General features: G+C 73.5%; 19 protein-coding genes. 12 read left to right on the top strand and 7 right to left on the bottom strand.

The features are described from left to right. Window positions 1-37 precede the first annotated feature (37 nt). A complete protein-coding gene (locus tag ASC60_RS22505; RefSeq protein WP_055553767.1) occupies window positions 38-898 on the bottom strand; it encodes a phosphatidylinositol-specific phospholipase C/glycerophosphodiester phosphodiesterase family protein in 861 nt (286 codons plus the stop codon). Between the two features lie 462 nt (window positions 899-1360). On the opposite strand from ASC60_RS22505, the gene ASC60_RS22500 reads away from it, so the two are divergent. Then, on the top strand, window positions 1361-2773 hold the full coding sequence (locus ASC60_RS22500) for a family 2B encapsulin nanocompartment shell protein (RefSeq protein ID WP_055553765.1): 1413 nt from the start codon (window positions 1361-1363) through the stop codon (window positions 2771-2773). A gap of 83 nt (window positions 2774-2856) precedes the next feature. Further along, the gene (locus ASC60_RS22495) at window positions 2857-4245 is read left to right on the top strand and encodes a family 2B encapsulin nanocompartment shell protein (RefSeq protein WP_055553763.1); all 1389 of its coding nucleotides are present in this window, start codon (window positions 2857-2859) and stop codon (window positions 4243-4245) included. Window positions 4246-4276: 31 nt separating this feature from the next. Here ASC60_RS22495 and ASC60_RS22490 read toward each other — a convergent pair whose 3' ends face one another. From ASC60_RS22490 to ASC60_RS22475, 4 genes are all read right to left on the bottom strand, one after another. Then, a complete protein-coding gene (locus ASC60_RS22490) occupies window positions 4277-4471 on the bottom strand; it encodes a hypothetical protein (protein WP_009720740.1) in 195 nt (64 codons plus the stop codon). Between the two features lie 182 nt (window positions 4472-4653). After that, the gene (locus tag ASC60_RS22485; protein ID WP_055553761.1) at window positions 4654-5790 is read right to left on the bottom strand and encodes an acyl-CoA dehydrogenase family protein; all 1137 of its coding nucleotides are present in this window, start codon (window positions 5788-5790) and stop codon (window positions 4654-4656) included. Further along, window positions 5787-6998 carry an acyl-CoA dehydrogenase family protein gene (locus ASC60_RS22480; RefSeq protein ID WP_055553759.1) on the bottom strand — a complete coding sequence of 404 codons (1212 nt, stop codon included), beginning with the start codon at window positions 6996-6998 and terminating at the stop codon, window positions 5787-5789. Before ASC60_RS22480 ends, ASC60_RS22485 begins: the two co-directional genes overlap by 4 nt. After that, window positions 6995-7999, bottom strand: a complete 1005-nt coding sequence (locus ASC60_RS22475; RefSeq protein ID WP_055553757.1) for an NADPH:quinone oxidoreductase family protein — start codon at window positions 7997-7999, stop codon at window positions 6995-6997. The genes ASC60_RS22480 and ASC60_RS22475 overlap by 4 nt, the downstream gene beginning before the upstream one ends. Window positions 8000-8245: 246 nt before the next feature. On the opposite strand from ASC60_RS22475, the gene egtA reads away from it, so the two are divergent. From egtA to ASC60_RS22445, 6 genes are all read left to right on the top strand, one after another. Continuing rightward, the gene (egtA, locus tag ASC60_RS22470) at window positions 8246-9532 is read left to right on the top strand and encodes an ergothioneine biosynthesis glutamate--cysteine ligase EgtA (RefSeq protein WP_055553755.1); all 1287 of its coding nucleotides are present in this window, start codon (window positions 8246-8248) and stop codon (window positions 9530-9532) included. Then, window positions 9529-10863 (top strand): ergothioneine biosynthesis protein EgtB, encoded by a 1335-nt coding sequence (gene egtB / locus ASC60_RS22465; protein WP_055553753.1) that lies wholly within the window; start codon window positions 9529-9531, stop codon window positions 10861-10863. The genes egtA and egtB overlap by 4 nt, the downstream gene beginning before the upstream one ends. A gap of 66 nt (window positions 10864-10929) precedes the next feature. Continuing rightward, complete coding sequence (gene egtC / locus ASC60_RS22460; protein WP_055553752.1) at window positions 10930-11685, top strand: ergothioneine biosynthesis protein EgtC; 756 nt, start codon at window positions 10930-10932, stop codon at window positions 11683-11685. Next, window positions 11682-12647 carry an L-histidine N(alpha)-methyltransferase gene (gene egtD / locus ASC60_RS22455; RefSeq protein ID WP_055553750.1) on the top strand — a complete coding sequence of 322 codons (966 nt, stop codon included), beginning with the start codon at window positions 11682-11684 and terminating at the stop codon, window positions 12645-12647. Before egtC ends, egtD begins: the two co-directional genes overlap by 4 nt. Window positions 12648-12889: 242 nt before the next feature. Further along, window positions 12890-14092, top strand: coding sequence for a transglycosylase family protein (locus tag ASC60_RS22450; protein WP_055553748.1), 1203 nt, complete (start codon window positions 12890-12892; stop codon window positions 14090-14092). 52 nt (window positions 14093-14144) lie between these two features. Beyond that, window positions 14145-15218 (top strand): GDSL-type esterase/lipase family protein, encoded by a 1074-nt coding sequence (locus ASC60_RS22445; RefSeq protein WP_063787187.1) that lies wholly within the window; start codon window positions 14145-14147, stop codon window positions 15216-15218. A 12-nt stretch (window positions 15219-15230) separates the two neighbouring features. On the opposite strand, the gene ASC60_RS22440 is transcribed toward ASC60_RS22445, so the two are convergent. Together ASC60_RS22440 and ASC60_RS22435 are read right to left on the bottom strand one after the other, a co-directional pair. Beyond that, entirely contained in the window at window positions 15231-16145 is a 915-nt protein-coding gene (locus ASC60_RS22440) for an SDR family oxidoreductase (protein ID WP_055553746.1), read from the bottom strand. After that, complete coding sequence (locus ASC60_RS22435) at window positions 16142-16948, bottom strand: SDR family oxidoreductase (protein ID WP_055553744.1); 807 nt, start codon at window positions 16946-16948, stop codon at window positions 16142-16144. Before ASC60_RS22435 ends, ASC60_RS22440 begins: the two co-directional genes overlap by 4 nt. Window positions 16949-17034: 86 nt before the next feature. On the opposite strand from ASC60_RS22435, the gene ASC60_RS22430 reads away from it, so the two are divergent. From ASC60_RS22430 to ASC60_RS22415, 4 genes are read left to right on the top strand one after another with little or no spacing between them, the layout of a single operon-like run. Continuing rightward, window positions 17035-17835, top strand: a complete 801-nt coding sequence (locus ASC60_RS22430; RefSeq protein ID WP_055553742.1) for an enoyl-CoA hydratase family protein — start codon at window positions 17035-17037, stop codon at window positions 17833-17835. Then, window positions 17832-18701, top strand: a complete 870-nt coding sequence (locus ASC60_RS22425) for a CoA transferase subunit A (protein ID WP_370592954.1) — start codon at window positions 17832-17834, stop codon at window positions 18699-18701. Before ASC60_RS22430 ends, ASC60_RS22425 begins: the two co-directional genes overlap by 4 nt. Continuing rightward, window positions 18698-19432, top strand: a complete 735-nt coding sequence (locus ASC60_RS22420) for a CoA-transferase subunit beta (RefSeq protein ID WP_055553740.1) — start codon at window positions 18698-18700, stop codon at window positions 19430-19432. Before ASC60_RS22425 ends, ASC60_RS22420 begins: the two co-directional genes overlap by 4 nt. After that, complete coding sequence (locus tag ASC60_RS22415; RefSeq protein ID WP_055553738.1) at window positions 19432-20490, top strand: nitronate monooxygenase family protein; 1059 nt, start codon at window positions 19432-19434, stop codon at window positions 20488-20490. The genes ASC60_RS22420 and ASC60_RS22415 overlap by 1 nt, the downstream gene beginning before the upstream one ends. The last annotated feature ends 8 nt before the right edge of the window (window positions 20491-20498 follow it).

The raw sequence follows: 20498 nt of genomic DNA, 5'->3' as shown, positions 1-20498 counted from the left end.
GTCCGCCGGGCCCGTCCGCCGGGAGCCCCGCGCCGCGTCAGTGAGCGCCGCGCAGGAAGTCCTCCAGAGCCGCCAGGTCATCGGTGTTGAGGTAGTCGACGTGCGCGGCCAGCAGCTCGCGCCAGACGGCGTCGCGCGCCGGGCCGGCCAGGTCGGGGGTGGCCCAGAAGCGCACCTTCTGCCGGGCCGCGCGGGCTGCGACGGTGATCCGGTACAGCTTCTCCCGCTCCTCCGTCGGCATCGGGCCGACGCCCTGCCAGGTGAAGGTCTTCGTCCAGTCGGCGCTGACGAGCGGGATGAAGGAGGCCGGCGCGCCGGTACCCATGTCCTCCAGCCGTCCGTCGTAGAAGGCGTGGCGCACCTTCTCGGCCTCCATGGGGGCGCGTGCTCCGCGGTCGCCCGATATGACGGCGGTCACCGCGCCGCGCCGCACCCGGCCGCCGACACCGCCGTAGGCCGTGCTGAGCATCCGGCTGTAGCGGCGCAGCCGCTTGGTGAGTTCGAGGTAGGTGGCCTCGCCGGGGGTCTTGATGTCGATCAGCAGTTGCAGCGAGAGGTCGTAGCCGCGGTAGACCCGGCCGCCGTTGGCGGTGACGCGGTGGAACAGCGGGTCGAGGTAGAGGGATTCCAGCGTGCGGGCGGGGTCGAGTTCGGTCGCGTCGTGGGCGATCAGCAACTGGCCGTCCACCAGCCAGATGTCGGCCTCTACGCTGCCGAATCCGTGCGACAGGGCGTCGGCGAGCGGATGCGGGTGCTCGTAGTCGTTGTGCGCGTGGGCTCTGGCCAGCGGCGGCTTGGGCCTGGGGCCGGTCGAGTCCGCGAACGCCGGGGCGGCGGTGCCGCCGGCGAGTGCGGCTCCGAGGGTGACGACAAAGGCGCGGCGTGTACGGCGGACCATGGGGCCTCCCGGCTCTCGTTCCGGCGTGGTGCCGGATGTGCGCGTTCGGACGCCAGTGAGTATCGGGGGGCGGCGGGCCCCGTGGGCAGGGGCGTGCGAAGAGTTCCGCAGGTGGTCCCCGGCCATTTCCACGGCGTTCCCGTGATCCGGGCGGCGGGGGCGACGTCCGGGGGGACGAGACCGGGCGTCGGCGCGCACCGACGCCCGCGCGCCGCGCTTCGCCCCAAGCGCCGTCATCGCGCCGGGTGTCGCACACCGGACCCGGGCGTCTCGCTCGCCCCGTCGGCCGAACGGCCGCCCCGAATGGATGCGGAGCATTCACCCGCCACTAAATTCTGCAAACCCCTGATGACGCACTCTTTTGAGTGAATGCACCGCCCAAACTCCGCTGCTAGCTTGGCAGTTGCTCGATCGAGCGGAATATCTCTTCAAGTCCGTATCAGGGATGGGTGAGCATTCACGATGACGACGTCCGTTGAATCAGGTTCCGCTCTCGGCAATCCGCAGCCGCCCACCAGTCTGGGTACGGAGGCGGCACGGAATCTGGCGACGACGACAAAGTCCGTGCCGCAGATGCAGGGCATCACCTCGCGGTGGCTGCTGCGCATGCTGCCGTGGGTGCAGGTGCCGGGTGGCTCGTACCGGGTGAACCGCCGGGCGTCGCACACGCTCGGCGACGGGCGGGTGGAGTTCACCACCACCGGATCATCGGTGCGCGTCATCCCCGTCGAGCTGCGCGAGCTGCCGCTGCTGCGCTCCTTCGAGGACACCGCCGTGCTGGAGGCGCTGGCGGACCGCTTCACCCAGCGCGAGTTCGCCCCCGGAGAGCTGCTGGTGGAGGCCGGTCACCCGGCCGACGAGCTGGTCCTGCTCGCCCACGGCAAGGTCGACAAGCTGGCCGAGGGGGCGTTCGACGAGCCCTCGGTGGTCGGCTCGGCCGCCGGCGGCGACCACTTCGGCGAGCGGGAGCTGGCCGCCGCCGAGCCCGGCACCTGGGGCATCACGGTCAAGGCCATCACCTCCTGTACGGCGCTGACCCTGTCCCGGCAGGAGTTCGAGGAGCAGCTGGACCGGTCCCGGCGCTTGCGGGCGCATGTGGAGGCGGTGCGCTCGGCGCCGGTGACCGCGCAGAACGAGCACGGTGAGGCGGCCATCGAGCTGACCTCGGGGCACGTGGGCGAACCGGCCCTGCCGGGGACGTATCCGGAGTACGAGCTGTCGCCGCGGGAGTACGAGCTGAGCGTGGCCCAGACGGTCCTGCGCGTCCACACCCGCGTCGCCGACCTCTACAACGAGCCGATGGACCAGGTCGAGCAGCAGCTCCGGCTGACCATCGAGGCGCTGCGCGAGCGTCAGGAGCACGAGCTCGTCAACAACCCCGAGATCGGCCTGCTGCACAACGCCGACCTCTCCCAGCGCATCCACACCCGCGGCGGCCCGCCCACCCCCGACGACCTCGACGCGCTGCTGGCCACCGTCTGGAAGGACCCGGGGCTGATCCTGGCCCATCCGCGGGCCATCGCGGCCATCGGCCGGGAGCTGAACAGCCGGGGCGTCGTGCCCCAGCACGCGGAGGTGGACGGGCACGCGGTGCCGGCCTGGCGCGGGGTGCCCATCTTCCCGTGCGACAAGATCCCGGTGGCCGGCAGCGGGGTCACCTCGATCCTGGCGCTGCGCACCGGCGAGGAGAACCAGGGCGTCATCGGCCTCCACCGGACCGGAATTCCGGATGAATACCAGCCGAGCCTTTCCGTCCGGTTCATGGGAATCAACGACCAGGCCATCATCTCCTACCTCGTCAGCGCCTACTATTCCGCGGCCGTCCTGGTACCGGACGCGCTCGGAATCCTGGAGAACGTGGAAATCGGACTCTGAACGGCCCGGCGGCCACGCCATCGGCCGCCCGAATGGCCTTCCCGTAACGCCCCTACATCTACCGAAATGGGTGATGAACACAGATGACCACCTCCGTGGAGTCCGGTGAGCAGCCGCAGAGTCTGGGAACGGCCGCCGCCCGGAATCTGGCGACCACGACCAAGTCCGTGCCGCAGATGCAGGCCGTCTCCTCCCGGTGGCTGCTGCGCGTGCTGCCGTGGGTCCAGGTGTCGGCCGGTACGTACCGGGTGAACCGGCGGCTCAGCTACACGGTCGGGGACGGGCGGATCGAGTTCATCAGCACCGGATCCGAGGTGCGGGTGATCCCGCCCGAGCTGGGTGAGCTGCCGACGCTGCGCGGCTTCGGCGACGCCGCGGTGCTGGAGGCGCTGGCGGACGGCTGCGTGCAGCGGGAGTACGCGCCCGGCGATGTGCTGGTCGAGGCGGGGCGCCCGGCCGACCAGGTGTTCCTCATCGCCCACGGCAAGGTCCGGCAGATCGCGCCCGGGGCGTACGACGAGGGCACGGCGCTGGGGCTGCTGGCCGACGGGGAGTTCTTCGGCGACTCGGTGCTGACCGGACCTGAGGGCACCTGGGAGTTCACCGCGCGGGCCGTCACCCGGACCACGGTGCTCACCCTCCCCCGCCGGGTCTTCCAGGAGGCCGCCGACCGGTCCGAGGCGCTGCGCGGCCACCTCCGGGAGGCGTCCGAGCGGAGCGCGCCCGCGCAGAACCGGAAGGGTGAGGCCGATATCGCGGTCACCTCCGGCCACACCGGGGAGCCGACGCTGCCGGGGACGTATCCGGAGTACGAGCTGAAGCCGCGGGAGTACGAGCTGAGCGTCGCTCAGACCATTCTGCGCGTCCACACCCGCGTCGCCGACCTCTACAACGAGCCGATGAACCAGACCGAGGAGCAGCTCCGGCTGACCATCCAGGCGCTGCGCGAGCGTCAGGAGCACGAGCTGGTCAACAACAAGGAGTTCGGTCTGCTGCACAACGCGGCCCTCTCCCAGCGCATCCACACCCGCAGCGGTCCGCCCACCCCGGACGATCTGGACGAGTTGCTGTCCCGCCGCCGCAAGACGCAGTATCTGCTGGCGCATCCGCGCACCATCGCCGCCTTCGGCCGCGAGTGCAGCAGCCGGGGGCTGTATCCGCAGGGCGCCGAGGTGGCGGGGGTCGCGGTGCGCGCCTGGCGCGGGGTGCCGCTGCTGCCCTGCAACAAGATCCCGGTGAGCGAGTCCGGCACCAGTTCGATCCTCGCGATGCGCACCGGGGAAGAAAGCCAGGGCGTCATCGGTCTGCACCAGACGGGCATCCCGGACGAGTACGAGCCCAGTCTCAACGTGCGGTTCATGGGCATCAACGACCAGGCCGTGACGTCGTATCTGGTGAGCGCCTACTACTCGGCGGCGGTTCTCGTGCCCGACGCCCTGGGCGTGCTGGAGGACGTCGAGATCGGCCGCTGAGCGGTGACCGTACCGCGGCCGCGGGCGCCGGTCAGGGGCGGACGCTGCTGACCACGTCCGCGGTCGCGGACAGTCCCTCGGAGATGGTCGGGGCGATACTGCTGCTCGCCAGGTAGAAGCCCAGGGTGACGCAGACCAGGGCATGCGAGACGCGCAGCCCGCCGCTGCGCAGGAAGACCACCGCCAGGATCAGCAGGAGCAGGACCACGGAGATCGAAATGGCCATGGGGAGCCTCCTGGGCCGCTTCAGGGGATCGGGATCCGGCCGTCAGTGTGGCCCAGAATCGTCCTGAATCCACTCAAAGCGGGTACTCCACACGGGTGCCGATTTCCCGTTCGACGTCCGGATGCCGCTGGTGCCCGGTGAGTCCGGCCCCTGGTGGGGCGGACTCACCGGGCACCGGCCGGTCAGCCGGTGGGGGCCGGGAGGTCCACCAGGGCGGCGAGCGCCTGGCGGTGGCGGCCGGGGGTGCCGAGCAGGGTCTCGGCGCTCTTGGCCCGCTTGAGGTAGAGGTGCGCCGGGTGCTCCCAGGTCATGCCGATGCCGCCGTGCAGCTGCACGCACTCCTCCGCCGCGTGCACGGCCGCCTGCCCGCAGTACGCCTGCGCCACGGCCACCGCGACCGGGATGTCCGGGCTGTCGGCGGCCAGCGCGTCGGCGGCGTGCCGGGCGGCGGCGCGGGCCGAGACCAGCTCCAGCCAGAGCGCCGCCATCCGGTGCTTGAGCGCCTGGAACGACCCGATGGGGCGGCCGAACTGATGGCGCTCCTTGGTGTGGCGGACGGTCTCGGCCAGACACCACTCGGCCACGCCCAGCTGCTCGGAGGCGAGCAGTCCGGCGCCGGTCAGCAGCGCCCGTACGACGGCGGCCCGCGCGCGGTCGGGCCCGGCCAGCCGGCGCGCGGGGGCGCCGGTGAGGGTCACCGCGGCGATGGGGCGGGTGAGGTCGAGCGAGGTCAGGGGCTCCACGGAGACGCTGGCCTCCGTGGTCTCCACGGCGTACAGGCCGTATCCGTCCGGTCCGTCGGCGGGGACGAGCAGCACATCGGCGCCCGCCGCGCCCGCGACATGGGGGATCCGTCCGCTGAGCGTCCCGTCGGCGTCCGCCCGCACGGTCGCGTCCGGGGCGCCGTTGCCGGGCGTGGTGGCCGCCGGAACCGCCAGCGCGCCGACCGTGCGGCCTTCGGCGAGGCCGCCGAGCAGCCGTGCCACGGCGGCCTCGCCGGTGTCGCAGCCCAGCACGGCGCCGACCGCGAGGACGGCGCTGGTGAGGTACGGCACGGGGGCGCAGGCCCGGCCCATCTCCTCCATCACGACCGCCGCCTCGCGCGCGGTGGCGCCCTGCCCGCCGAGCTTGTCGGGCACGAGCAGCCCCGCCGTGCCCATCTCGGTGCCCAGCGAGCGCCACAGCCCCAGGTCGTGCGCCCGGCCGCTCTCGGCCTCGGACAGCACGGCACCGGGCGGGCAGCGGTCGGCGAGCAGCGACCGCACGGCCGCGCGCAGATCGTCCTCGGCCTCGGTGTAGAGCAGGTCCGGGGTGCTCATCGGGGCAGTTCCTTCCAGGGGACGTCCTTGTCGGTCCGCGGCTCGGGCGGCAGGCCCAGGACGCGTTCGGCGATGATGTTGAGCAGGACCTCGGAGGTGCCGCCCTCGATGGAGTTGCCCTTGGCGCGCAGATAGCGGTAGCCGGCCTCGCGTCCGGTGAAGTCGACGAGTTCGGGGCGGCGCAGCGTCCAGTCGTCGTAGAGCAGGCCCTCCTCCCCCAGCAGTTCGACCTCCAGGGCGCTCAGCTCCTGGTTGAGCCGGGCGAAGGCGAGCTTCATGGCCGAGCCCTCGGGGCCGGGCTGGCCGACGGCGAGCTGCTGGCCCAGCCGCTCGCCCGCGAGCCGGGCGGCCTCGGCGTCCACCCACAGCCGCAGCAGCCGCTGGTGCAGATCGTGGGTGCGCAGTTCGGGGCGGTCGCGCCAGGTCCCGGAGACCAGGCCGATCATGCCGCCCTCGCGGGGTACGCGGCCGCCGCCGATGGCGACGCGCTCGTTCATCAGGGTGGTCTGGGCGACCCGCCAGCCCTCGCCGATCTCGCCGAGGCGGCGGCTGTCGGGGATGCGTACGCCGGTCAGGAAGACCTCGTTGAACTCGGCCTCGCCGGTGATCTGGCGCAGCGGCCGGACCTCGACACCGGGGTCGGTCATATCGCAGACGAAGTAGCTGATGCCGCGGTGCTTGGGCAGGCCGGGGTCGGTGCGGGCGATGAGGATGGCCCAGCGGGCGAGGTGGGCGCTGGACGTCCAGACCTTCTGCCCGTCGACCACCCAGTCGTCGCCGTCGCGCACCGCCCGGGTGGCGAGCGCGGCGAGGTCGGAGCCGGCGCCGGGCTCGCTGAACAGCTGGCACCACACCTCCTCGCCGGTCCACAGCGGGCGCAGCAGCCGCTGCCGCTGCTCCTCGGTGCCGAAGCCGAGGATGGTGGGCGCGGCCATGCCGAGGCCGATGCCGATGCGGCGGGGGTCGTTGTCGGGTGCCCCGGCGGCCTCGAGTTCGGCGTCCACGACGGCCTGGAGCGAGCGGGGCGCGTCGAGGCCGCCCAGCCCCACCGGGTAGTGCACCCAGGCGAGTCCGGCGTCGAAGCGGGCCCGCAGGAAGTCCAGGCGGTCGGTGGTGGCGGGCGGGTGGGCCTCGAGGAGCGCGCGGGTGCGGCGCCGCAGCCCGTCGGCCGTGGTGTCCTGTGCGGCGGCCTTCCCGGGAGTGCTCATCGGGCGCCCACCTCGGGCTGTCCGGGGACGACCACGAGGCGGCCGGTGGTCACCCCGTCGGCGACGCGCTGGACGGCGTCCGCGGCCCCTGCCATCGGCACTCGCTCGCTGACCAGCGGCTTGATGGCGCCCTGGGCGGCGAGCTTGGTCAGCTCGTCGTGGCAGGCGCGGATCGCGGCCGGGTCGTAGGTGTTGTAGAGGCCCCAGTGGAGGCCGAGGATGGCGTAGTTCTTGACCAGGGCGTGGTTGAGGGCGGCCTGCGGGACGACGCCACTGGCGAAGCCGACCACCACGATGCGGCCCTCGAAGGCGATGCATTTGACGGACTGGGCGAAGGCGTCGCCGCCGACCGGGTCGTAGACGATGTCGGCGCCGCGGCCGCCGGTGGCCTCCTTGACCCCGGCCACGATGTCGTCGGCGCGCCGGTCGAGCACCACGTCGCAGCCCAGGTCGCGGGCGACCCGGGCCTTGTCCTCGCCGCCGACGACGCCGATCACCCGCGCCCCGGCCGCCTTGCCGAGCTGGACGGCGGCACTGCCGACGCCGCCCGCGGCGGCGTGCACCAGCAGCGTGTCACCGGCCCGCAGCCCGGCCCGGCGGTGCAGGCCGAACCAGCCCGTCTGGTAGCCGATGTGCAGGGCCGCGGCCTGGGCGTCGTCCAGTGCGTCGGGCGCGGGCAGCACGGTGGCCGCGTCGACGGTCACGTATTCGGCGAAACCGCCCGCGGGGAGCGTGGGGGTGGCCAGGACGCGCGCGCCCACCTCGCCCCGCGCCCCCTCGCCGACGGCGGCGATCTCGCCGCACAGCTCGACGCCCGGGGTGAACGGCAGCGGCGGCCGCACCTGGTAGTGGCCGCGGCACAGCAGGGCGTCCGGGAAGTTGACGTCGACGGCGCGGACCCGCAGGAGCAGTTCCCCGGGACCGGCCACCGGATCCGGCACGTCGTCGAGGCGCATCACCTCACGCGGCTCGCCATTGTCGTGCACTCGCCATGCCTGCATCCGGTGGCCTCCAGAAGCTTTCGGTAGGGGGCGCGGTAGCGCGTCGGGGCACTGTAACGCCTCGGGGCGCACATACTAACCAGTCGGTACGAACAGGGGAACCGGCTCGTACGGAGGCTTCAGCCATCCTGCCTTCCCCGCCCGGCGCCCGGTGAACTCTTGTGCAACTCTGGAGGCACCCTTGAGCCCGGGACCTCGAGAGACAAGAGTGGGCGCCGACATATCGGTTCGTATCACAGCGATCCGATGGCCGGAACGGGACGGGAGATGACGACTGTGCCCGACAGCAAGGCGATCGACGAGGCCGAGATGGAGGCCAGGCTCCACGGCATCTGTTTCAAGACCGGTCCCCCGCGACGCATCGGCGTCGAGCTCGAATGGCTCATGTACGACCCGCACGACCCCGCACGACCCGTCGAGGCGGCCCGGCTGGAAGCCGCGGTCACCGCGCTGCGCGGACTGCGCCTCACGTCCGCGCTCACCTTCGAACCCGGCGGTCAGCTGGAGCTCAGCTCCCTCCCGGCCGACTCCCTCACCGCGTGCGTGGAGTCCGCAGCCGCCGATCTGGTCCTCGTCCGCTCGCTCCTCGCCGAGCTGGGCCTCGGCATCGCCGGGCATGGACACGACCCCTGGCGCCCGCCGCGCAGGATCCTCACCACACCCCGCTACGAGTCCATGGAGACCTATTTCAACCGCCGGGGGCCTGCGGGGCGCTCCATGATGTGCAACACCGCCTCCGTGCAGGTCTGCGTGGACGCCGGGCACGAGGAGCCCGGTCCGCTGGGCCTCGGGCGGCGCTGGCGGCTGGCCCATCTGCTGGGGGCGGTGCTGACCGCCGCGTTCGCCAACTCTCCGCTGCGCGAGGGCCGCCCGACCGGCTTCCGGTCCACCCGGCAGGCGCTGTGGGCGGCGATGGACCCCGGGCGCACGCTCGCCCCGCCCGACGGCGGGGATCCGCGCGCCGCCTGGACCGGGTACGTGCTGGACGCGCCCGTGATGGCCATCCGGGACGACGGCACGCGTTGGGCGGTACCGGACGGCCTCACCCTCCGTCAGTGGGCCCGGACCGGCCTGCCGCGGCCGCCCACCCAGGACGATCTCGACTTCCATGTCTCGACCCTCTTCCCGCCCGTCCGCCCGCGCGGCCATCTCGAACTGCGCATGATCGACGCGCAGAGCGGCGACGACGGATGGATCGTGCCGCTCGCCGTGACCGTGGCGCTCTTCGACGACCCCCAGGCCGCGGAGACCGTCTACCGCGTGGTGAAACCGCTCGCCGAGACGGCGGGCGCCCGGCCCGCGCCCCGCAACCCGCTGTGGATGACGGCGACCCGTGAAGCCCTGACCGACCCCGAGCTGCGCGCCGCCGCCGTGGCCTGCTTCGCCGCGGCGCTGGAGGCGCTGCCCCGGATCGGGGCCTCTCCCGCCGTCGTATCCGCCGTCGCCGCCTTCGCCGACCGGTATGTCGCCCGCGGCCGATGCCCGGCCGACGATCTGCTCGCCCCCCTTCCCGGGAAGGAGGAACGGTCATGACCGCTTCCGGCCCCGCATTCGACCCCGAGACGCTGCGGCAGCGCGCCGAATCGGTTCTGCGTACCGCGCGCGACCGTACCCACACCCTCACCACCTGCGTGGACGAACACGACCTCACCGCCCAGCACTCCCCGCTGATGTCGCCGCTGGTCTGGGACCTGGCGCACATCGGCAACCAGGAGGAGCAGTGGCTGCTGCGCGCCGTCGGCGGCCAGGACGCCCTGCGCCCCGAGATCGACTCGGTGTACGACGCGTTCGAGCATCCGCGCGCGACGCGCCCCACGCTGCCGCTGCTGGCGCCCGCCGAGGCCCGCGGCTATGTCGCGGACGTCCGCGACCGGGTGCTCGACGTCCTGGAGCGCAGCGAGCTGCGCGGTGCCCCGCTCGTCGACGCGGCCTTCGCCTTCGGCATGATCGCGCAGCATGAGCAGCAGCACGACGAGACGATGCTCATCACCCATCAGCTGCGCCGCGGCCCGGCCGCCCTCACCGCCCCGCCGCCGCCCGACACCTCCGGCGGCGCCCTGCCGGACGAGGTGCTGGTCCCCGGCGGCCCGTTCACCATGGGCACCTCGTCCGAGCCCTGGGCGCTGGACAACGAGCGCCCAGCCCACCACCGGCTGGTGCCGCCGTTCTTCATCGACACCACCCCGGTGACCAACGGCGCGTACGCGCACTTCATCGCCGACGGCGGCTACACCGAGCGGCGCTGGTGGACCGCCGAGGGCTGGGCCCACGTGCAGGAGCAGGCCTTGGACGCCCCGCTGTTCTGGCGGCGCGAGGGCGGCCAGTGGCTGCGCCGGCGCTTCGGGGTGACCGAGCCGGTGCCGCCGAAGGAGCCGGTGGTCCATGTGAGCTGGTACGAGGCGGATGCCTACGCCCGCTGGGCCGGGCGCCGGCTGCCCACCGAGGAGGAGTGGGAGAAGGCCGCCCGCCACGACCCCGGCAGCGGCCGGTCCCGGCGCTACCCCTGGGGCGACACGGACCCCACCCCCGACCACGCCAACCTGGGCCAGCGCCATCTGCGGCCCGCGCCGGCGGGCAGCTATCCGCGGGGCGCCTCCCCGCTGGGCGTACGGCAGCTGATCGGGGACGTGTGGGAGTGGACGTCGAGCGATTTCCTGCCCTACCCGGGCTTCACCGTCTTCCCCTACCCCGAGTACTCACAGGTCTTCTTCGGGCCCGCGTACAAGGTGCTGCGCGGCGGCTCCTTCGCCGTGGACGCGGTCGCCTGCCGCGGCACGTTCCGCAACTGGGACCTGCCGATCCGTCGCCAGATCTTCTCGGGCTTCCGCACCGCCCGCGACGCGTCCCCGGCGGAGGCCTCATGAGCGCGCGCCGGCGCGCCGGAACGCGACGGCGGGCGGCGGGTACGCGGGGGCTCACCGGGGGCGCCGGTGTGTAGGCATCTGGCGTACCTGGGGCCCGAGAGGCCCATCGGCGAGGTCGTCATCGCGCCGGAGCACAGCCTGTTCACCCAGTCCTGGGCGCCGCGGCGGCAGGCGCACGGCACCGTCAACGCCGACGGGTTCGGCGTCGGCTGGTACGCCCCGGGCGACCCGGTGCCCGCGCGCTACCGGCGCGCCGGGCCCGTCTGGGGCGATCTGTCGTTCGCCGATCTCGCCCGGGTGGTACGCGCCGAGGCGCTGATGGGGGCGGTGCGGGACGCCACCGAGGCGAGCGCCGACGGCGAGGCGGGCGCCTCGCCCTTCGCCTCCGGCGCCTGGCTGTTCAGCCACAACGGGGCCGTCCGCGGCTGGCCGCACACGCTCGCGGGGCTCGCCACGTCCCTGCCGCCCGCCGATCTGCTCGGTCTGGAGGCGCGCTGCGACTCGGCGCTGGTCTGGGCGCTGACGCTGCACGCGTTGCGGCTGGGCCACGAGCCGGGCGAGGCGCTGGCCCGGACCACCGAGGCGGTGGCCGCCGCCGCCCCCGGTTCGCGGCTCAACCTGCTGCTCATGGACGGCGAGACGATCGCCGCCACCGCCTGGGGCGACACGCTGTGGTACCTGACCGGCCCGGACAGCGCGGTCGTGGTCGCCTCCGAGCCGTACGACGACGATCCGCAGTGGACCGAGGTCCCCGACCGCACGCTGCTCACCGCCACCCGCACCGATGTACTCCTCACCGCACTCAAGGAGGGTTCCGCGTGAGCCCCTTCACCGTCACCCGCACCCTGCCCGCCGACGCCACGGCCGCGGCCCTGCGCACCGATGTCGCCGAGGGGCTGACCCGAACCCCCAAACAGCTGCCGCCGAAGTGGTTCTACGACGCCCGCGGCAGCGAACTCTTCGAGGAGATCACCCGGCTGCCCGAGTACTACCCGACGCGCGCGGAGCGGGAGATCCTGATCGCGCGCGCGGCGGAGATCGCGGACGCCACCGGCGCCCGGACCCTGATCGAACTGGGCTCCGGGTCCTCCGAGAAGACCCGTCATCTGATCGAGGCGCTGCCGGATCTGCACGTCTACGTTCCGGTGGATGTCAGCGAGAGCGCCCTGGAAGCGGCCGGGCACGCCCTGCTCGCCGAGCATCCGGAGCTGACCGTGCACGCGCTGGTCGCCGACTTCCTCGGCGGGCTCACGCTGCCCGACGACATCCCGGGGCCGCGCCTGCTGGCGTTCCTGGGCGGCACGATCGGCAATCTGCTGCCGCCCGAGCGGGCGGAGTTCCTGGCCTCGGTGAGCGCCCTGCTGGCGCCGGGTGACGCGCTGCTGCTGGGCACCGACCTGGTCAAGGACGAGGCCACGCTCGTCGCCGCGTACGACGACGCGCAGGGCGTCACCGCGGAGTTCAACAAGAACGTGCTCAGGGTGCTGGACCGCGAACTGGGCGCCGAGCTGGACCCCGCGGACTTCGACCATGTGGCGGTGTGGGACGCCGGGCGGGAGTGGATCGAGATGCGGCTGCGGGCGCGCAAGGACCTCACCGTGAAGATCCCCGCGCTGGATCTGGCGGTGTCCTTCGCGGCCGGGGAGGAGGTCCGTACCGAGGTGTCCGCGAAGTTCCGGGAGGAGAAGGTGCGCGCCGAACTGGCGGCCGCGGGGCTGGAGTCACGGCGCTGGTGGACCGACGCCGAGGGCCGCTTCGCGCTGTCGCTGGCGGTACGGGTGTGACAGGTGGAACCGATGTGACACGGCCTCACCTGCCCGTCACCCTGTGTTCCACTTGAACCACCGACCGAAATCATGTGATGCACATCACACCATCGGAAGAGGGCCGCAGCACAGCGCGCTGTGGCCCTTTTCCGGGGTGAACTCCCTCTTGTTGTGGCCAAATCGGGCCCCTTATGTTTGGCCCGCTTCGGCAGCCCGCCTCACGGGCAGCACCTCACAGGCAGCAGGAGAAGGAGCCGTCCATGCCCTTACGGGGACGCCACCGCCGTTACAAGCCCAACCGCATCTCCCGTGCCTCGCTGAGCGTCACGGCGGGCGGCGCCGGCATCGCACTTCCCCTCGTCGCCGCCGCGGGCGCGAACGCCGCCTCCAGCCAGACCTGGGACAAGGTCGCCCAGTGCGAGTCCACGAACAACTGGGACATCAACAGCGGGAACGGCTTCTACGGCGGGTTGCAGTTCACCCAGAGCACCTGGGAGGCGTACGGCGGCACCGCCTACGCGGCGCGGGCCGATCTGGCCACCAAGGACCAGCAGATCGCCGTCGCCGAGAAGGTGCTCGACGCCCAGGGGCCGCGGGCCTGGCCGGTGTGCTCGGGGAAGGCCGGTCTGGCGCAGGGCGGCGCCGTGCCGCAGAGCGCCCCGAAGATCGTCAAGACGGTGGCCAAGGAGAGTGCGAGCACCGCCGAGCGGGTGCGGCACAGCAAGCCGACGCCCACCAGCCTGCCGGGCAACGCGACCACGAAGTCCGGCCCGTATGTGGTCGTGGACGGCGACACCCTGTCCCGGATCGCCGACACGCAGGATGTGCGCGGCGGCTGGCAGGCGCTCTACGAGAACAACCGCGCGACGGTGGGCTCCGACCCCGACCTGATCTTCCCCGGCCAGAAGCTCTCCCTGAGCGGGGCCACGGCCGCGCCGAAGGCCGAGCCCGAAGCGAAGGCCCAGGCCAAGCCCAGAGCCCAGGCCAAGGCGAAGGCCAAGGCTCACCACGCCGAGCGGCGCTCGGGCAAGTCCGCCGCGAAGCCCGCCGCCGCCACCGGTTTCACCGCCCCGGTGAGCGGCGTCAGCCCCACCACCTCGTACCGGGCGTCCGGGTCCAGCTGGTCGAGCGGCCATCACACCGGCATCGACTTCCCCGTGGGGGTCGGCACCTCGGTGAAGGCCATGGCCACGGGCCAGGTGGTCTCGGCGGGCTGGGCGGACGCGTACGGCTACGAGGTGGTCATCCGGCACCCGGACGGCAAGTACAGCCAGTACGCGCACCTGTCCCAGCTGTCGGTGCGGGCCGGACAGGGCGTCAACGTCGGCCAGCAGATCGGCCGTTCGGGCTCGACCGGGAACACCACCGGCCCGCATCTGCACTTCGAGGTGCGCACCGGGCCCGCCTACGGATCGGACATCGACCCGCTGAGCTATCTGCGCGCCCACGGCATCAGCATCTGAGCCGGGTTCGCTGCTGCCTGTGGTGTCGGTGGGGCGTGCCAGACTCCCTGTCATGCATGACCGGCCCGCCCCGCTCGACATCGGTGACGACGATCCGCGCCTGACCTACCGGGGCGCGGTGTCCCTCCAGCGCGGCCCCGGATGGACCGCGCCCTGGCGGCTGCCGTACGAGGACGCCGCGCTGTACCTCCCCGAGGGCGGACTGGGGCGGGCCGCGATGCCGTCCGGGGTGCGGGTGACCCTGCGCACCGACAGCTCCTCGCTCGTCTGCCGCTACCAGGCCGATCCGCCGCCGCAGCTGAACGGACCCGAGGAGCGGGCCCGGCTCGACGTGGTGTGCGACGGGCGGCGGACGGCCACGGCCCCTCTGGAGACGCACGGCGGGGACGCGGAGGTCCGGATCGAGGGGCTGCCGGGGCGCATGACGGCGGTCGAGCTGTGGCTGCCGTACTACCACCAGTTCCGGCTGCGGGGGCTGACCCTGGAGGCAGGTTCGGCCGTCGAGCCCGAGAGCCGCGGCAGCGCGGAGCGGCGGCCGCGCTGGGTCCACTTCGGCAGCTCCATCTCGCAGGGGCGCGGGGCCGCGTCGCCGAGTCGTACCTGGGCCGCCCTGGTGGCGCGCCGCGCCGGCTGGGACCTGACCTCGCTGGCCCTCGGGGCGGCCTGCTGCCTCCAGCCGATGACGGCGCGGCTGATGCGGGACCTTCCGGCCGAGCTGCTCACCGTCTGCGTCGGCATCAACATCCAGGCGCTCGGCAGTCACAACCGCGACGCGCTCGCCTCGGCGCTCGTCGGCTTCGTGCGCACCGTACGGGAGGGGCACCCCGACACCCCGTTCGCCGTGATGTCGACCATCACCGCGCCCGAGCGGGAGGAGGTGCCCGGGCCGTCGGGGATGACGATGCGCGAGTGCCGGGCGCACATACGGCGGGCCGTGGCGCTGCTGCGCGACCACGGCGACAAGAACCTGACTTACGTCCACGGTCCGCAGGTGTTCGGGCCCAGCTGCGCGCGGCTGCTGCTGGAGCCGGAGGGGCTGGACCGGCTGCACCCCTCGGCCGATGGTCACCCGGTCTTCGCCTCCCGGTTTCTGACGGTGCTGCGGCGCGCCGGATGCGTGCCCTGAGGCGCGGGCGCGTCAGGAGGCCCCGTACACCGGCCCCGGCGGCCGGGCACCGGCGAGCAGTGTCGCCGCGGCCTCGCCTGCCTCGGCCGGGGTCCAGCGGGCGCCCTTGTCGGCGGTCGGCCCGGGCCGCCAGCCCTCCATGACGGTGATCCGCCCGGCCTCGGCCTCGAAGACCCGTCCGGTGACCCCGGCGCAGGCGGCGGAGCCGAGCCAGACGACGAGCGGGGAGACGTTGCCGGGCGCCATCGCGTCGAACGCGCCGGGCTCGTCGGGGGCCGCCATGGTCTCGGCGAAGGCCGACTCCGTCATGCGGGTGCGGGCCGCCGGGGCGACGGCGTTGACCTGGATCCCGTAGCGGCCCAGCTCGGCGGCGGCGACGAGGGTGAGGCCGACGATCCCGGCCTTGGCGGCCGCGTAGTTGCCCTGCCCGACGCTCCCCAGCAGTCCGGCCCCGGAGCTGGTGTTGATCACCCGCGCGGTGGGGGTGCGGCCCGCCTTCGCCTCGGCGCGCCAGTGCGCCGCGGCGTGTTTGAGGGGCAGGAAGTGCCCCTTGAGGTGGACGCGGATCACGGCGTCCCAGTCGTCCTCGCCGAGGTTGACGAGCATGCGGTCGCGGAGGAATCCGGCGTTGTTGACGAGGGTGTCGAGCCGCCCGTAGGCGTCGAGGGCGGTGGCCACGAGGGAGGCCGCGCCGTCGGCGGTGGCGATGTCGCCCGCGTGGGCCACGGCCCGGCCGCCGTGGGCCCGGATCTCCTCGACCACCTCCTGGGCGGGGCCCGAGGACTCCCCGGCGCCGTCCGGCCCGACGCCGAGATCGTTCACGACGAGCCGGGCGCCCTCGGCGGCGAAGGCGAGCGCGTGCGCCCGGCCGAGGCCGCGGCCGGCACCGGTGACGACGGCGACGCGTCCGGTGCAGATGCCTGTCATCCTGCTCCTCCTTCTGCGGATGGTGCGTCGGCCGGCGGCTGCGCCGCCGCCAGGAACGCCGGGCGCTCTCCGCCGCCGTGGACGGCCAGGCTCGCGCCGGTGATGTAGGCCGCGAGGTCCGAGGCGAGGAAGACGCACGCGTCACCGGCCTCCGCCGGGGCGGCGAGGCGGCCCAGCGGCACGGTGCGGGACACGGCGGCCACACCGGTGGCGTCGCCGTAGTGCAGAGGCGCGAGTTCGGTGTGGACCATGCCGAGGACCAGGGTGTTGACCCGGATCGCGGGGGCCCATTCCACGGCGAGGGTGCGGGCGAGGTTGTCCAGGCCCGCCTTGGCGGCTCCGTAGGCGGCCGTGCCCGGCGAGGGGCGGGTGCCGCTGACGCTGCCGATCATCACCATCGATCCGCCGCCGTCCTGATCGCGCATCACCTCGTGGGCACCGAGGGCGACCGTCATCGGGGCGGTCAGGTTCAGTTCGACGATCCGTGCGGCGCGGCGCGGGCCGGAGTCGGCGAACAGCCCGTACGGACTGCCTCCGGCGTTGTTGACCAGGACGTCCAGGCGGCCGTACGTCTCGCGCACCCAGGCGAAGAAGTCCGGGACGGCTGCCGGGTCCCGCACGTCCAGCGGCCGGAAGCGGGCCGTGCGCCCGGCGGCCGTGACCGGGTGGTCCGGTGGGCGGCGGGCGCAGACAGCGACCTCGGCGCCCGCCGCGAGCAGGGCCCGGGTGATGCCCGCGCCGACGCCGCGGGTGCCGCCGGTGACGACGGCGACGCGGCCGGACAGGTCGATGGAGACGGCCATGGCCCCTTCTCACCCTCCCGCTGTGCGCCGGGCGCTGCTACCTTCAAACCTAACAAACGTTTGGTGGAAAGGTAGCGGATCTGCTCATGGGTGTCTCCACCTCCGCCCCCGAAGCGGGCGTCGCCGTCGTCACCGTGGACTTCCCACCGGTCAACGCCCTTCCCGTGCGCGGCTGGTACGAGCTGGCCGACGCGCTGCGCGCCGCGGGCGCCGACCCGGGGGTGCGCTGCGTGGTCCTGGCCGCCGAGGGGCGGGGGTTCAACGCGGGGGTGGACATCAAGGAGATGCAGCGCACCGAGGGGCACCAGGCGCTCATCGGCGCCAACCACGGCTGCCACGCGGCGTTCGCGGCCGTCTACGACTGCCCGGTCCCGGTCGTCGCCGCCGTGCACGGCTTCTGTCTCGGCGGCGGTATCGGTCTGGCGGGCAACGCGGACGCGATCGTGGCGGCCGGGGACGCGACGTTCGGGCTGCCGGAGCTGGACCGGGGAGCGCTGGGCGCGGCCACCCATCTGGCCCGGCTCGTCCCCCAGCATCTGATGCGCGCGCTGTACTACACCTCGCGCACCGCGACCGCCGAGGAGTTGCACCGGCACGGCTCGGTGTGGCGGGTGGTGCCGCGCGCCGCGCTGCGGGAGGCCGCGCTGGAGCTGGCCCGGGAGATCGCCGCCAAGGACGGCGCGCTGCTGCGGCTCGCCAAGGCGGCCATCAACGGCATCGACCCGGTCGACGTCCACCGCAGCTACCGCTACGAGCAGGGCTTCACCTTCGAGGCGAATCTCGCGGGGCTTTCCGACCAGCACCGGGACGCGTTCGTCTCGGGCGGGGCGGGAAGCGGATCCCGGTCCGGCGGAGGATCCCGGTCCGGCGGAGGTGAGCGGCGGTGAGCGACAAGCGGATGAGCGCGGAGGAGGCCGTCGGCCGGATCGAGAGCGGCATGACGGTCGGCATCGGCGGCTGGGGCTCCCGGCGCAAGCCGATGGCCCTGGTGCGCGCGTTGCTGCGCTCGGACGTCCGCGACCTGACCGTGGTCTCGTACGGCGGGCCGGACGTCGGGCTGCTGGCCGCCGCCGGGAAGATCCGCAAGCTGGTCACGGCCTTCGCCACACTGGACTCGATTCCGCTGGAGCCGCACTTCCGGGCGGCGCGCGAGCGCGCGGACTTCGAGCTGGTGGAGCTGGACGAGGCGATGTTCCTGTGGGGGCTGACCGCGGCCGTGCACCGGCTGCCCTTCCTGCCGATCCGGGCGGGGCTCGGATCGGACGTGATGACGGTCAACCCCTTGCTGCGGACGGTGGTCTCGCCGTACGAGGACGGCGAGGAGCTGGTGGCGGTGCCCGCGCTGCGGCTGGACGTCGCGCTCGTCCACCTCAACCGGGCCGACGCGCAGGGCAACGGCCAGTATCTGGGCCCCGATCCGTACTTCGACGACCTGTTCTGCGAGGCGGCCGAGCAGGCGTATCTCTCCTGTGAACGCGTCGTCTCCGCCTCCGGGTTCCTGGCGGCGGCCGGTCCGCAGACGCTGCTGGTGGGGCGCCATGCGGTGGCCGGCGTGATCGAGACCCCGCACGGCGCGCACTTCACCTCGTGCGCCCCGGACTACGGCCGGGACGAGGCGTTCCAGCGCGCGTACGCGAAGGCCGCCGCCGACCCGGCGGCGTGGCAGGCGTTCACCCGGCGGTTCCTGGCCGGGGACGAGGACACGTACCAGGCCGCGGTCGCGGCGTACGCGAAGGAGGGCGAGGACGTATGACCGTCACCCGGGCCGAGTACTGCGTGCTGGCCTGCGCCGAGGCCTGGCGGGGCGACGGGGAGGTGCTGGCCGCCCCGATGGGCGTCATACCGCGGCTCGGCGCCCGGCTCGCGCGGCTCACCTTCGCGCCGGAGCTGCTGCTCACCGACGGCGAGGCGCTGCTGACCGGCACCGATGACGAGACCGTGGAGGGCTGGCTGCCGTACCGCCGCCACCTCGGGCTGGTCATGGGCGGCAAGCGCCATGTGATGATGGGCGCGAGCCAGCTCGACCCTTACGGCAACCAGAACATCTCCTGCGTCGGCGACTGGAAGCGGCCCCGGCGGCAGCTGCTGGGGGTGCGCGGGGCGCCCGTCAACACCCTCAACAATCCGACGAGTTACTGGGTGCCCCGGCACTCCCCGCGCGTCTTCGTCGAGCGCGTCGACATGGTGTGCGGCGTCGGCTACGACCGGGCCGCGGCCGCCGGTCCCGCCGCGACCCGCTTCCACCGCATCCCCCGCGTGGTGACCGACCTCGCGGTGCTCGACTTCGAGACGCCCGGGCGCACCATGCGGGTGCGCTCCCTCCACCCGGGCGTGTCCGCCGAGCGGGTACGGGAGGCGACCGGTTTCCCGCTCGCCGTGGCCGACGGCGTTCCCGCCACCCGGGAGCCGACCGCCGAGGAGCTGCGGCTGATCCGGGAGGTCATCGATCCGGCGGGGCTGCGCGAGCGGGAGGTACGGCCCTGATGGACACCGCGCTGACCCGGCTCGTCGGCGTCCGGTATCCGATCGTCCAGACGGGCATGGGGTGGGTGGCGGGCCCCCGGCTGGTCTCGGCGGCCGCGAACGCCGGGGCGCTGGGCATCCTCGCCTCCGCCACCATGTCCCCGGAGCGGCTGCGGTCGGCGGTGCGGGAGGTGGCGTCCCGCACCGAGGCGCCCTTCGGGGTCAATCTGCGGGCCGACGCGGGGGACGCCGGGGAACGGGTGCGGATCATCGTCGAGGAGGGTGTGCGGGTGGCGTCCTTCGCGCTGGCGCCGAAACCGGAGCTGATCTCCCGGCTGAAGGACGCGGGTGTGGTGGTCATCCCCTCCGTGGGCGCCCGGCGGCACGCCGAGAAGGTGGCGGGCTGGGGCGCGGACGCGGTGGTGGTGCAGGGCGGCGAGGGCGGCGGGCACACCGGCGAGGTGGCGACCACGGTGCTGCTCCCCCAGGTCGTGGACGCGGTGGACATCCCCGTGGTGGCCGCGGGCGGCTTCCACGACGGGCGCGGGCTGGTGGCGGCGCTCGCGTACGGGGCGGCCGGGATCGCCATGGGCACCCGCTTCCTGCTGACCTCCGACAGCACCGTGCCGGCCGCGGTGAAGGCGCGCTATCTGGCGGCCGCCGCCTCGGACGTCGCGGTCACCACCGCGGTGGACGGGCTCCCCCACCGGATGCTCCGCAGCGAACTGGTCGCCTCCCTCGAACGCTCCGGGCGCGCCGCCGCGCTCGTGCGCGCCGTGCGCCACGCCGCGGCCTTCCGGCGGCTGTCCGGGCTGGGCTGGGCGCGCATGGTGCGCGACGGCCGGGCGATGCGGCGGGGCAAGGGGCTCTCCTGGAGCCAGGTGCTGCTGGCCGCCAACACCCCGATGCTGCTGAAGGCGTCGATGGTGGACGGCCGCACCGACACCGGGGTGATGGCCTCCGGGCAGGTGGCGGGGGTGATCGACGATCTGCCGTCGTGCGCGGAACTGGTGGAGCGGATCATGGCCGAGGCCGCCGCGGCCCTGGACCGGATGCCCGGCGGCCGTACAGTGGGGTGAAAGCGGCC

Origin of the sequence: Streptomyces sp. NBRC 110028, assembly GCF_001417735.1 — a bacterium.
In the GTDB taxonomy this organism is placed as follows: Bacteria; Actinomycetota; Actinomycetes; order Streptomycetales; family Streptomycetaceae; genus Streptomyces.
The sequence above is the reverse complement of the archived record's forward strand: the minus strand, read 5'-3'. Positions and strand labels throughout refer to the sequence as shown.

What these genes read in the sequence shown, in the direction of transcription:
- ASC60_RS22505 (WP_055553767.1), bottom strand. Translation starts at nt 898, where the DNA reads ATGGTCCGCCGTACACGCCGCGCCTTTGTCGTCACCCTCGGAGCCGCA.
- ASC60_RS22500 (WP_055553765.1), top strand. Translation starts at nt 1,361, where the DNA reads ATGACGACGTCCGTTGAATCAGGTTCCGCTCTCGGCAATCCGCAGCCG.
- ASC60_RS22495 (WP_055553763.1), top strand. Translation starts at nt 2,857, where the DNA reads ATGACCACCTCCGTGGAGTCCGGTGAGCAGCCGCAGAGTCTGGGAACG.
- ASC60_RS22490 (WP_009720740.1), bottom strand. Translation starts at nt 4,471, where the DNA reads ATGGCCATTTCGATCTCCGTGGTCCTGCTCCTGCTGATCCTGGCGGTG.
- ASC60_RS22485 (WP_055553761.1), bottom strand. Translation starts at nt 5,790, where the DNA reads ATGAGCACCCCGGACCTGCTCTACACCGAGGCCGAGGACGATCTGCGC.
- ASC60_RS22480 (WP_055553759.1), bottom strand. Translation starts at nt 6,998, where the DNA reads ATGAGCACTCCCGGGAAGGCCGCCGCACAGGACACCACGGCCGACGGG.
- ASC60_RS22475 (WP_055553757.1), bottom strand. Translation starts at nt 7,999, where the DNA reads ATGCAGGCATGGCGAGTGCACGACAATGGCGAGCCGCGTGAGGTGATG.
- egtA (WP_055553755.1), top strand. Translation starts at nt 8,246, where the DNA reads ATGGCCGGAACGGGACGGGAGATGACGACTGTGCCCGACAGCAAGGCG.
- egtB (WP_055553753.1), top strand. Translation starts at nt 9,529, where the DNA reads ATGACCGCTTCCGGCCCCGCATTCGACCCCGAGACGCTGCGGCAGCGC.
- ASC60_RS22450 (WP_055553748.1), top strand. Translation starts at nt 12,890, where the DNA reads ATGCCCTTACGGGGACGCCACCGCCGTTACAAGCCCAACCGCATCTCC.
- ASC60_RS22445 (WP_063787187.1), top strand. Translation starts at nt 14,145, where the DNA reads ATGCATGACCGGCCCGCCCCGCTCGACATCGGTGACGACGATCCGCGC.
- ASC60_RS22440 (WP_055553746.1), bottom strand. Translation starts at nt 16,145, where the DNA reads ATGACAGGCATCTGCACCGGACGCGTCGCCGTCGTCACCGGTGCCGGC.
- ASC60_RS22435 (WP_055553744.1), bottom strand. Translation starts at nt 16,948, where the DNA reads ATGGCCGTCTCCATCGACCTGTCCGGCCGCGTCGCCGTCGTCACCGGC.
- ASC60_RS22430 (WP_055553742.1), top strand. Translation starts at nt 17,035, where the DNA reads ATGGGTGTCTCCACCTCCGCCCCCGAAGCGGGCGTCGCCGTCGTCACC.
- ASC60_RS22420 (WP_055553740.1), top strand. Translation starts at nt 18,698, where the DNA reads ATGACCGTCACCCGGGCCGAGTACTGCGTGCTGGCCTGCGCCGAGGCC.
- ASC60_RS22415 (WP_055553738.1), top strand. Translation starts at nt 19,432, where the DNA reads ATGGACACCGCGCTGACCCGGCTCGTCGGCGTCCGGTATCCGATCGTC.